Raw genomic sequence first — 12,258 nt, 5'->3', positions numbered from 1 at the left:
CAGTTCCCGGCACAATGGGGTTTCTCTTTGAAATCAGGACTATTTTTCTCCTCATGCCAGCATCTTCACCAGTCTCAGCGTCTCGCAAGCCCATCATTCCCCTCGCGGCACTCTGCGGGACTGAGTCTGACCCGTTTTTTACCCCGGTTATGCTGGCTGATGACGATACCGCAGGCTGCGGCCATCTGCCTTTTATCGTCTGGTTGCTCTCCCGGATGGCGCCTGAAACACTCGTGCTTATCCAGGCGAGTCGTTCTGTGCGGGACACGGTGAATACCGCGGTTCACTCCCGGATTCTGCCAACCCGGATTCTTGAGGTACCCTCTTTTCAGCGCCATTCAGAGGCAGGCTGCACTCTTTATTATTACGGCAATCCTTTATGGCAGATGCCAGACCGCCTGAAAGCCGAGATGGCCTCTCTGCCTGAAGGCAGTCTGGTGCTGCTTGAAGGAACCTCTCTCCCGGCAGCTGCCCCGATCTGGGGAGAATTTGAAAAGGACTGGCCTTCATTCAGATTTTTTCACGCGGACGGTCTGGGCGTTCTGGCGCGAGTCCCTCTGCACATCGATGACGTCAATCTTATTCTAACAAAAGATGCCGCCCTCTCAGAAGAGGCCCGTCTGGAAAAGACCCTGTTCCGAAACCGCTTCAGCCAGTCTGGAGAATTCTGGGAAAACAAGGCCGCACTTGCCACACTCCACAAACAGACCCAGGCGCTTCAGGAAAAGCTCCGCCTGGACCGTATTTCGTTAATTGAATACAAACACAGTCAGGCTTTACTAAAAACCGAACTCGCAGAGCTGAAAAGCACACTGCGGAAAACCCAGGAAACCGCTCACGCCAGTTCAGCATCCGCCCGGCGCAACATCGCCCGGCTTGAGAAGGACAACGCCGCCCTGCTGAGCCAAGCTCTCTCGTGGCAGAATTTTGCCACCACAGTGCAGGCCACCAATACAACCCTCTCCGAGTCCCTCTCCCGTTTTCATAAAAATGCCAGCCTCTGGGCAGCTTTCTCTCAGGATGTTTTGACACGGGCAGAGGGGCTGAACGCACTGCGTGATTTTCTCTCAACCCCCGCCGGATTGTTGCGCTCACTCGCCCGCATGATGGTTCGGGGGTCCATGGCGCCTTTTGTGCCGGAACTGCCAACACCGCCTGTGCAGGCTGAACTGCCGGCGCCCGACTCCACCTTTCTCCCGCCTGTCCCGCCAGAGCCGGTGGCACTCCCCGCCCCCCCGCCGGCCGACCAGAATGTTATTTTCCCGGAACGGCCTCCGGGGGGCGATGCATCACGGGGCGCGGTCTCTCCTTCCGCACCCGTCACACCCCGCTCCCCACGCAGAAAAGTGTTGTTTGTCGCGGGAGAGCCGGAATCTCCCGGCGTTCAGTATCGCTGCATCCGTAACGCGGCCGCCTGCGTGCGGGCAGGCCATGAGGCACGCTGGAAACCCTGCGCCGAGGTAAACCCGGAGGATCTGGGCTGGGCGGATACTGTTATCCTGTGGCGCGTGGAATTCAGCGGCCATGTGGATATCCTGCTGCAACTGGCGCGTGAAAACGGTGCTGATATCATTTTCGATACGGATGACATCACGTTCCTGCCGCACATGGCGCGATTTGATATTATTGACGGAATTCGGAGTATTGGCGCAACAGAGCAGCGTATTGAAGCTGTCTTTACAGAAATGCGCCGCACCTTGATGCGCTCTGATCTGTGCTTTGCCCCGACTGACACGCTTGCAGGGCTGATGCGGATCAATAAACCGCTCACCTATACGGTTCCCAATACCTTTGACCCCGAAACCCTGCGCCGCAGCCGGATGGCAATGCGCAAAAAGCAGCAGATCGGGCCGGATGGCCTTGTGCGCATAGGATATGCCACGGGTTCCCGCACGCATCAGCGTGATTTTGCCCGTGTTGCGGGAGTTCTTGCCTCCCTGATGCGGGGGCGGCCCGAGGTCCGGCTTGTGCTTTTCCGTGAACCGGGCAATCATCGCCCGGTCTTGCTGATGAACGAATTTCCGGAACTTGCGAGCGTTGAAGGCCAGATCGAATGGCGGGATATGGTGCCCCTGCCCGATCTTCCGGAAGAAACGGCGCGCTTTGATATTGCCATTGCCCCGCTGGAAGCCGGAACACTGTTCTGTGACGCAAAAAGCGAGCTGAAATTTTTTGAAGCCGCTCTGGCCGGTGTGCCCGCAATTGTTTCCCCCACCACGCCATTCCGCCAGTGTGTGGTGGACGGTGTCAGCGGGTTTCTGGCCGACACCCCGGAAGAGTGGGACCGCGCCCTCCGCACCCTGATTGATAATCCCGCTTTGCGCCACACCATGGCAGACGCGGCCTATCACAGTTCCCTGTGGTTCTTCGGCCCGCAGCGTCAGGCACTGGTGTTTGACAGCATTCTTGAGGGGCTGGGCGGAGAACAGGCCGCTGCCCAGGCGGCTGAAATCCAGATTGCCCGGGGCGACTATCGCGGCAAGGGGCTGCCGCAGATCCCTTCGCATGATGTCCTGTTCCATCATGACGCCCTGGGTGAGGCCGCTGTCTCGGTGCTTGTCACCTCTTACAATTATGCCGCCTTTATTCTGGAAGCTCTGGAATCCGTAAGGGCGCAGACACTGGAAACACTGGATCTGGTTGTGGTGGATGATGGCTCTTCTGACGAGTCCGTTGCCCTGATCAAAAGCTGGATGGCGCACCATACGGCACGCTTCAACCGCCTTGTTCTACTGAAAACGAGCGTGAATGCCGGGCTTGGTGGTGCGCGCAACTGTGGCGTTGCCCATGTGGAAACACCATTCTTCCTGCCGCTGGACGCGGATAACCGCCTGTTACCCGAAGCCTGCGCCTCCCTTCTGGCCGCCACCAACGAGATGACGGCCTACGCCTACCCCATTCTGGAGCAGTTTGGAGACCCGACACAGCACAAGCTGCTTGGCGACAAACCCTTCCACCCCATGCGTCTGGTCGCGGGCAATTATATTGATGCCATGGCGCTCGTTGCGAAATGGGCCTGGGCGGCGGCTGGAGGCTATTATGTCAGCCGCTCCGCCATGGGCTGGGAAGACTATGACCTGTGGTGCTCTTTTGCTGAACTTGGCTTACAGGGCACCCATGTTCCTGAAATTCTTGCAGAATACCGCGTTCACCGCACCTCCATGACAAGCAGCGTCACGGAACAGGACGCGCATAAGCGCCATGTGGTGGCGCTTGTGGAACACCGTCATGACTGGATCAAACTGGTTCAGAAAGAAGCCAAAGACCGCACCTGAACGGTAAACCCGGTGCCCGGACTCCCTCAGCCCGGGCATCACGCGACCTGAAACACAAAAACGGCCGCTTACACGACCCAGCCTCCGCTTTGGCGTCAATTCTGTCTTGCACAACCTGTTCGCACTCAGCGGTTCACAGGCCACAGATCCCCGAACAGCGGACCGCCTGCGCATTGACATGCGGCGTTCTATTCCGTCACGCAAAGCGTGGCGCTCTATGCCTCGGTCAAGAAATACGCCATGGAAGTTCATCGAAAGAACCAGCGACAGTCAATCCATCCAGCGTGAGGTCTCTTACAAGACTGTGCGGGGCGGCGTGCGCGGGCATTTCTGATCCGGCACGCCGGGCGGCGCGTGACGGTAAGACAGGACTTCGGAAATCTGGAGACTATAACATGAAGCATGGATTGAAATCGATCGGATGGGGCTTCGTGGTCGGCATGGTCGCCGCATGCGCCTGCACGATGCCGGCAGCCCGGGCGGCTGACCTGCCGGGGCCGGACGGCAATTACGACTACGCGGCGTTCGATCAAGGGACAGGCCATCTGTACATCGCGCGGGCAACCTCCGTGACGGACTACGACCTGAAGAGCGGGAAAGCCGCTGTCAGCATCGGGCATATCCAGCATGGCCATGCCGTGCTGCCCTTGAAGGGGAGCACAGATCTACTGGTGACAAGCGGTGACGACGATACCGTTCGTTTCATCGACAGGACAGACGGACATGAAACAGGCCGCATCGCCGTCGGCCGCAAGCCGGATGGCGCCGTCATCGACGAACGGCACGGACGGGCATTCGTGATAAATGCCAAAGGCGGTACGGTATCGGTTATTGACCTCGCATCCAGAAAAGTGACCACCACCGTGACGCTGAAGCCGGGGCTGGAATTCCCCGCGCTGGGCCATGATGGGACGCTGTACGTCAATAACGAGGACACCAACGAGATCGAAACGGTCAACACCACCGCCATGGCGGCGGGGCCAGCCATCGCGCTGGGCGGGTGCGCCAAGCCGAGTGGTCTGGCGTATGACGAGGCTTCAGACCGGCTGATTGCGGCCTGCGCCAATGGCACGGCCGCAATCGCCTCGGCTGGACGGAAGACGCTGGAAGGTCTGGTCACCATCGGTAGCAAACCGGATGCCGTCATCCTCGATGCCGTGCGGCGGCGCGCCTATATCCCGTGCGGCGCCAGTGGGGAACTGGACCAGATTTCTCTGGCAGGTCCCGGCTTACCCGGGGTCGTGAAACGCATTCCGACCGAAACGGGCGCACGCACCGGCGCCTTGGACGCCCGGACTGGCACGCTGTATCTGCCCGCCGCACGCTTCACGCCCCCCACACCCGGGCAAGCGCACGGCACCATGATTGCAGGCACGTTTCACGTTCTGGTCGTAAACGCCAGCTAAACGCCGCACGCCATGATCGTGTTCAGCCAGCGGCGATCAGGTCCGCGATCATGGCGGCTTTCTCTGTGCGGATATGGCCTTTTCCACTCGCCGTTGCCGCCCAGACGGGGTTCACACTCAAGGTCTTGCGGGTAGCCGCGACGACATCGTTACGCTGGTCCAGCCCATTATCACCGTGATAGGCCAGCACCAGCATCGACATCCAGTTCCGGCCGGCACTGTAGCGGGCGGTATAAAGCTGGTAGGCATTGAGAGCGCCAGCCGCGATCCACCCGTCGGTCTGCGGAAAGACGTAGGACCGGACATAGGCGGTGTATTCCTTCGTCGGCACGAAATAATCGTAGGGAACCACCATGTAGACCGGGTCCGGACCGTCATCGGCAGGGCCACCATGGCCGACCGGATCCGAGAGCGTGCTTTCCACGGCTGTGACATTCGCCAAGTCCGTTGCACTCAACCCGGCAGGGGTTTTGGCATCGATCGCCCGCCAGGAGGTGAGTTGTGCATCATTGCGTAAATCAAGAATCAGCAACGCATCCCAGGTGTTGGCATCAACAAGGCGGCTGAACAGGATGCGGTAATGCGCCAGACTCCCTTGGGCCTGTAACGCATGCAAGCGTGGTGCCAACTGGGTGCGCAGCGTGTGCAGCAGGGCCGGTCGTCCGGCAGGAGTGCTGCGATAGGAAATGATCAGGGATTGAGTAGACTGGGGCTTTACATCACTTTCGGCGGCATGCGCCACGTCATGTACGGCGACCGTTGCCAAGGCAAGCAAGGCTGCCACCACACGGGGACCCCATCCGCCTTTTCTGCCGACGGGGAATGCACTGCCAACCATAGAGATATCCTCTTCGCGTTCATGTCTTGTACGCGCAGGACCATGCCATGGAAATGAGACACCCAGAATTAAATAGTTGGTATGTTCTGGCAGCACTTCTGGCGTTGATCGAGTGGAAACCGACCGGCGAAATAGGCCTGTCAATAAAGGCGCCGTGGGCCTGAGCTTCTACCGCCTGTCTCCAGTGGGCAGACCTTAAAAAAAGCCTGTCTCGCCGCAGAAGATTTTTGTAAGCACTTTCGGTTTGTCAGAACGACAAGGCCTATCAGCACTTTTTATCAATTTGCTTTGGAAATATGCAATGCGGCTAGAGGAATGAGACTTTCATTCTTCTAAGCTCCAGATTTTTCAAGGAAAATCTGGAGCGGGCGATGGGATTCGAACCCACGACCCCAACCTTGGCAAGGGATGCTTTATACAGTGAAATCAATCACTTAATAAAGCAAAGGTATGCAAAAGACGCACGAAACACCAAGGAGTCGCTACGGTGTTGCGTGCTATCAGCGTTCTACCAAAGTCGAGTCGCCATGACAACGAGGTATCGTCATGAGCGGCTCCATAAACAGCGCGTTCAAGGCGTGCATGAAGGACGTGGCGCTTGCTCTTCTGGGCGAGCCGAATTCATCAGCGTCAAGCAAGACGGAACTACGCTTCGGGACACGGGGCAGCCTGTCAGTCGATCTGACCAAGGGCACCTGGTATGACAACGAGGCTGGTGAAGGCGGCGGGACCATTGATCTGGTCATGCGTCACCTCAGCCTGACCAAGCCGGATGCGGTCAAATGGCTGCAAGAACACGGCCATATAGACCGCCCGGAACAGAAACCCGCCGTCAAACCGCGAATCGTCCAAGGCTACGACTACCATACGGAAGATGGTGAATTCCTGTTCCAGATATGTCGGATGGACCCGAAAGACTTTCGCCAGCGCAGGCCGCTGCCTGATGGTGGCTGGTCCTGGTCAACCAAAGGCTTGCCCCGCATCCCGTATCGTTTGCCGGGGCTGATTGAAGCCATACAGCAGAAGCAGACCATCTATGTGGTGGAAGGCGAGAAATCAGCGGACAAGCTGCACAGCCTTGGCCTGACAGCGACATGCAGCCCAGGCGGGGCAGGCAAGTGGAAACCAGACTGCACCAGATACATGCGCGGTGCGGATACGGTCATTCTGCCCGACAACGATTCGCCTGGGCAGAAACATGCCAAGATGGTCGCCAAGGCCATTCAGGGCGTTGCAGCACGCATCCGAGTCGTGAACCTTCCTGATCTGCCGGAGAAGGGCGATGTGTTCGACTGGCTGGCCGCAGGCAGGACCGTGGCCGATCTGGAAGCTGTGGTTCAGGCAGCGCCGGACTATGATGCCGGAGCCTTGGAACCGAAACACATCCTCAGACCGGCATGGCTTGATGACTGTCAGGTCGATGACCGTGGACAGCCCATCCCCAACGTGGCGAACGTGCTGCTGGCCTTGCGGGCGGATGAACAATTTTCCAGCAGCTTCGCACTGGATGAAATGCAGTGCATGCCGTTCCTCATGAAGCAACTCGGTCCGCAGGCGGAGCCGTTCAAGGCGCGACCGCTAACGGATGAAGATGTGACGGTGGTGCAAGAGGCGTTGCAACTTGCTGGTCTGCGCCGGATTTCCAAGGATGTGACCTTTCAGGCCATCAGCCGGGTTGCTTATGAGCGCCGCTTTCATCCAGTTCGTGCCCACCTTAACGGCCTGAAATGGGATGGCATACCCCGCCTTGATACGTGGCTGACTGACTATATCGGTGCCGATCTCACGGATTACACCCAGGGCATCGGGCGCATGTTCCTGATCGGCCTGATTGCCCGCATCATGAAGCCCGGCTGCAAGATGGATTACATGCTTGTGCTGGAAGGCCAGCAGGGAGCCAGAAAATCCACTGCCTGCGCTATCCTTGGCGGTGACTGGTATTCGGACAGTCTGCCAGACCTGAAAACCGGCAAGGATGTGCCAGTGCATCTACGCGGCAAATGGGTGATCGAAATTGCGGAACTATCCGCATTGGGCAAGGCCGAGAACGAACTGCTCAAGTCCTTTCTTACCCGCACAACAGAACGCTACAGGCCGCCCTATGGCCGAATGGAAGTGGTCGAACCACGCCAGTGCATCCTGATCGGAACAACCAATAAATCCGTGTATCTCAGCGACGAGACTGGCGGACGCCGGTACTGGCCGGTGAAGGTCGGCAAGATAGACACGAAATTATTGGCGCAGGATCGTGACCAGCTTCTGGCTGAGGCCGTGGATGCGTTCCGCAAAGGTGAACAATGGTGGCCGGACGGTGACTTTGAACGCCACATCATCAGACCCGAACAGGAAGAGCGGTTCGAAGTCGATGAATGGGAAGGACTGATTGCCAAGTATCTAGACCTTCGCCCGAAAGTCACAATCCAAGCCGTGGCTTATGACGCTTTGGCCTTTGAAAACAAGAAGATCGGAGTAGCTGAGCAAAGACGGATTGCCAAGATCATGGAGCGGCTTGGTTGGAGACGAGGGAACAGAGGTCACGGTGGAGTCAGATATTGGGAGAAACAGTCATGAGCACGAAACCAAGTGGTGACGCGGTGACGCATGGTGACGCATTTCTCCTATATAACCCCCATACGCGCACGCACCCGCACACACACGGAAAACCATTATATAAGAAAGTGCGTCACCATGCGTCACCGTGTCACCAAACCCCGCTTGATGACCTCGCCAATGCCGTACAGCGGCTGACCATAGACCGGCGTGATCCAGAGAAGTTTCACCAGGACAAGTCTGAGATCGTCGCGGCTTTACGGCGCATGGCACGGAAGGCGCGGTCATGAGCGAACCGTTTTACCGCACCCAGGCATGGCGCAGACTACGCGCTGCCTGCCTCAAGCGTGATCCAGTCTGCACGGTTGCCGGATGCACCCGGCGGTCCGTTGTGGCCGATCACATCACACCCAGAAGCAAAGGCGGTGCGGACAGCCTGTCCAACCTGCGCGGCCTGTGCATCCAGCACCACAACATGCGCCGCCAAGGCAATGAACCATGGCTCAAGGGCTGTGATGCTTCTGGCAAACCCAATGACCCAACACACTGGTGGAATTCAAAATGACCAACACAAACCTGATCAGCACCCTGCGCACCGAACTGGACCTGCCAGACGATAGCAGGGATGACCGACTGAATGACATTCTCACCCAGGCATGGGGCATTGCCTCCGACTATTGCCAGCAGGACCTGACCACCCTGTCACCCGTTCCGCAGACAGTCACCCGCACCGTGCTGGACATTGCCGCCGCCATCTACCATCAGGCTGGCCGTGACCGCTCCATCACGGAAGACACGTGCGAAGGCGTAGGATCAACCAGCTTTGGCCTGACCAGATGGACCGATCAACTGACCGGCCTTGATCCTTGGCGCGTCTATTATGTGGCCTGAAAATCTCTCAGAGCTACGGGGGTGCGACCGTTCGGGGGTCACAAAAATAGTTAGTTTCAGATTGAGGTTTTGAAAAATGGGCCTTCGTGGACCCGGTGCAAAGCCAGTGTCATCGCCAAAGACCCCGGCACCATTGCCGCTCTTTGGCGATGCACCCGGCACCACGCCAGCAGGGTTTGCCGCAGAGCAGCCCTTAACTGGCGAGACACGGGCGGAACGCCTGATCTGCTGGATAGAACGCCTCACCGTGACCAGCGGGGCGCTGGCAGGCCAGCCCATGCGGCTGGATGGCTGGCAGAAAGATATCATCCGCGCCTTGTATGAGACCGACGAGGACGGCCTGCGCTTCGTCCGCACAGGCGTGATCAGTATGGGCCGCAAGAATGGCAAAACAGGTTTAGCCTCAGCCTTGGCGCTTGCCCATCTGTGCGGGCCGGAAGCCGTAAGGCGTGGACAGGTGCTGAGCGCCGCAGCAGACCGGGGGCAGGCGTCTATCGTGTTTGATGAGATGGTCGCCTTCGCCCTGGAACAGCCTCACCTTGCTGCGCGGCTGGTGGTTCGTGCCTTCAACAAAACTGTGGAAGATGCCGTGACAGGCTCAATCTACAAGGCGCTGTCCGCCGATGCCCGAAAGGCGCACGGCCTGTCACCCACATTCGCCATTGCAGACGAGGTTGCCCAGTGGCGTGACCGGGATCTGTTCGACGCCCTGAAAACGGGTGGCGGCGCACACCGGGAAAGCCTGCTGCTGGGCATTTCCACCCGCTCACCCGATGCTGACAACCCGCTCGAAGAGCTGCTGCGCTACGGTGCCAGCGTGGCGGACGGCACGTTCCCTGACCGCACCTTCAAGTCCTTCGTCTGGTCCGCACCGATGGATGCAGACCCATGGTCGGAGGAAACGTGGCGTATGGCAAACCCGGCCCTGGGAACATTCCGCAGCCTTGAAGATATCCGCTCTCAGGCAATGCAGGCCATGCGCGTGCCCAGTCAGGAAGCCGCCTTCCGCTCCTACACGCTCAACCAGCCCGTGGCGGCTGACGTGCGCTTCCTGCGCCCTGATGACTGGGACGCCTGTGCAGGCAATGCTGAGGCATCAGGCCCGTGTTACTGTGGCCTTGATCTGGCATCCGGCGCGGGTGATCTGACGGCCTTCTCTTTCTACTGGCCCGAGACGGGAAAGCTGAAGGTCACGGCGTTCCTGCCCAGTGAACTTATCCAGGCGAAGCAAGCGGAGGATCGCGCACCGTATGCCGAGTGGGTTTCGGCTGGGTTAATCGAATTGATACCAGGGCGAGCGATTGACCGGGCATGGCTGGCCGTTTGGATTGCCCAGGCGATCGAAGGACTGGACGTTGTGTCCATCGCGTCTGACCGCTGGTGCCTGACGGATTTTCTGGCTGTATGTGACCGCGAGGGCATCGCCCTGCCCATGAAGCCGATTGGCATGGGCTTCAAGGACCAGAGTCCTGCCATTACGGCCTTTGAGGGTTCCGTCCTACAGGCGACCATCAGGCACGGCGGCAACCCACTGTTGCGCTGGGCTGTCTCCAATGCTGCCTTGGACGTGGACCCGGCGGGCAACAGAAAACTGTCCAAACAACGCGCCCGTGGCCGCATAGACCCACTGGTCGCCGCCGTGATTGCAGTCGGCACTGCTGCCCAGGCACCAGCACTCAAGGCCATGATGGTCACGGTTCTGGATTTTTAGTTCATCCATATCTGCTTAAAGTAAGCGTCAAACCATCGCTCTACACAGGCATCAGCTCCACCAGTGCTTCTGAATTCGAAATAGTGGCTGTATCCCTTTCTATCGACCCATGCCTTAAAGTCATAGTAGCTGATAAGATTGCTACCGTAGGGCTGCTGAATGCCAGATTCAGCAGCCCAATCCCCAAACATTTTCTGGAAAGCTCTTTCCGCTTCTTCTTTTTTAACCATTTAATATTCCTTCTTGACACTAACATTTAAAATTGGCAGTCATAGCAACGGAGCTTGAACACTCCATATATAGGCTAGGGCGGCCCTGCACGAGAGCAGAAATCCGCATAATAGAATTCGCTCCGGGGGCGATGAGGGTATGTCCAAGAGGGCAACCTCCAAAGCCTTATCGGCCTGTCTCTAGCCAGGTGTTCAACCCCCGGAGTATGCGCCTTGAACAGTGTATGCTTCCGGCAATCTTGCTAGAGGAGCCGCACACATGCGCTCATTGTCCCGCCGTGACATTTTCCCTGCCATAGGAGCCACCGCGCTGGCAGGCATCGCCGCCGCCGGTTTTGCCAAACCCGAAACCCTGACCGCCGCGCCTACCGCGAAGCCGGAAGGGAAAAGCCCGATTATCAAAGCCCGGGACGAGTATTTCTCTGCTCGTGCCGATGTAGAACGCATTGGCGACGAACCCGCTGCAACACCAGGCCACCCTCACCATCAGGACAACAACGAGCGGAGCCTTGCTGCATGTGAAGCAATGTGGGCTGCAATCGCCTTTCTGGCGCATACTCCCGCAAAAAACCTACATGACCTAAAAGCAAAAACGGAAGTAGCCAACATAGAATTTCCTGAATATTGCGATGCTTTTGTAATGGAAGAAACTTCGGATGAGGTGCAGTTGGCAATATCAATTATTTCGGACCTGCACCGCCTATCCGCGGCATTGGCTTAAAAAGCTATGGACAAACTCCATTGGTTTGTGAGAGAAAGCTATGGTTTATCACTATAGCTTTCTAGGTGTTCCATAATGTCTAAAAAACTTCCACCAATCCCGCCTGTCCCAGCAAAAGTGGCCGCAGCCATCAATAGAACAACGCAACTTGCGATTAACGAGGCGATTTCCAAAAAACTCTATAACTGCGCACCCACCACTGTGCCGGGTAGCCGTCGGATTTTCCAGGAACTCGATATCCTTGGTCTTCGAGTATTCTTTCATCTCTGTGACGTGGGCTTTAACCATAACTGGGCCGGTAGAATGGCCTGTAACGTGAGAATGTGGGCCAGTTCTGATGTGCCTGCTGGATTCAAACTTGTAGAAGTCCGGTTTCCTCACAATTTTTCATATCCTTCAGGGATTGGTATTTTTGAAGATAAAAACGGTAATCTTGTAGATTACAAAGGACAAAAGCCAATACCCGATCATGAATTAGCTCGTTCATCCATTTCTATAGCTGTCTCAGGGCACCTTGAGGATATTCGGATGGTATTTCAGCAGCTTATCGAAGAAGGGGTTATTGCTCCCGTTTCGCGCAAAAGCACTACTGATGAAACTAGCTACGCATATGACGTAGTAAAGGATGCTGAATAA

At 57.4% G+C, this 12,258-nt stretch carries 10 protein-coding genes; 8 read left to right on the top strand and 2 right to left on the bottom strand.

Going from position 1 to position 12,258, the window contains the following annotated elements:
- The first annotated feature begins 53 nt into the window (after positions 1 to 53).
- Both GOB82_RS04465 and GOB82_RS04460 read left to right on the top strand, forming a co-directional pair.
- On the top strand, positions 54 to 3,275 hold the full coding sequence (locus GOB82_RS04465; protein WP_166120208.1) for a glycosyltransferase: 3,222 nt from the start codon (positions 54 to 56) through the stop codon (positions 3,273 to 3,275).
- Between the two features lie 395 nt (positions 3,276 to 3,670).
- Positions 3,671 to 4,681, top strand: coding sequence for a YncE family protein (locus tag GOB82_RS04460; protein ID WP_198911949.1), 1,011 nt, complete (start codon positions 3,671 to 3,673; stop codon positions 4,679 to 4,681).
- A 22-nt stretch (positions 4,682 to 4,703) separates the two neighbouring features.
- Here the strand turns inward: GOB82_RS04460 and GOB82_RS04455 are convergent, their stop codons facing one another.
- Positions 4,704 to 5,519 (bottom strand): hypothetical protein, encoded by an 816-nt coding sequence (locus tag GOB82_RS04455; protein WP_166120205.1) that lies wholly within the window; start codon positions 5,517 to 5,519, stop codon positions 4,704 to 4,706.
- A gap of 546 nt (positions 5,520 to 6,065) precedes the next feature.
- Here GOB82_RS04455 and GOB82_RS04450 point away from each other — a divergent pair.
- From GOB82_RS04450 to GOB82_RS04435, 4 genes are all read left to right on the top strand, one after another.
- Positions 6,066 to 8,090, top strand: a complete 2,025-nt coding sequence (locus tag GOB82_RS04450; protein ID WP_198911948.1) for a VapE domain-containing protein — start codon at positions 6,066 to 6,068, stop codon at positions 8,088 to 8,090.
- Between the two features lie 265 nt (positions 8,091 to 8,355).
- Positions 8,356 to 8,634: an HNH endonuclease gene (locus GOB82_RS04445; RefSeq protein ID WP_081939125.1), complete on the top strand. Its 279-nt coding sequence runs from the start codon at positions 8,356 to 8,358 to the stop codon at positions 8,632 to 8,634.
- Entirely contained in the window at positions 8,631 to 8,960 is a 330-nt protein-coding gene (locus GOB82_RS04440) for a phage head-tail connector protein (RefSeq protein WP_166120202.1), read from the top strand. The genes GOB82_RS04445 and GOB82_RS04440 overlap by 4 nt, the downstream gene beginning before the upstream one ends.
- 106 nt (positions 8,961 to 9,066) lie before the next feature.
- Positions 9,067 to 10,671 carry a terminase TerL endonuclease subunit gene (locus tag GOB82_RS04435; protein ID WP_198911947.1) on the top strand — a complete coding sequence of 535 codons (1,605 nt, stop codon included), beginning with the start codon at positions 9,067 to 9,069 and terminating at the stop codon, positions 10,669 to 10,671.
- Here GOB82_RS04435 and GOB82_RS04430 read toward each other — a convergent pair.
- Positions 10,668 to 10,901, bottom strand: a complete 234-nt coding sequence (locus GOB82_RS04430) for a hypothetical protein (RefSeq protein ID WP_166120196.1) — start codon at positions 10,899 to 10,901, stop codon at positions 10,668 to 10,670. The genes GOB82_RS04435 and GOB82_RS04430 overlap by 4 nt on opposite strands.
- Positions 10,902 to 11,160: 259 nt before the next feature.
- Here GOB82_RS04430 and GOB82_RS04425 point away from each other — a divergent pair, with 259 nt between their 5' ends.
- Together GOB82_RS04425 and GOB82_RS04420 are read left to right on the top strand one after the other, a co-directional pair.
- A complete protein-coding gene (locus tag GOB82_RS04425) occupies positions 11,161 to 11,622 on the top strand; it encodes a hypothetical protein (RefSeq protein ID WP_166120193.1) in 462 nt (153 codons plus the stop codon).
- Positions 11,623 to 11,697: 75 nt separating this feature from the next.
- The gene (locus GOB82_RS04420; protein ID WP_166120191.1) at positions 11,698 to 12,258 is read left to right on the top strand and encodes a hypothetical protein; all 561 of its coding nucleotides are present in this window, start codon (positions 11,698 to 11,700) and stop codon (positions 12,256 to 12,258) included.

Source organism: Acetobacter farinalis (assembly GCF_011516935.1).
In the GTDB taxonomy this organism is placed as follows: domain Bacteria; phylum Pseudomonadota; class Alphaproteobacteria; order Acetobacterales; family Acetobacteraceae; genus Acetobacter; species Acetobacter farinalis.
This window is presented reverse-complemented; position numbering and strand designations above follow the sequence as displayed.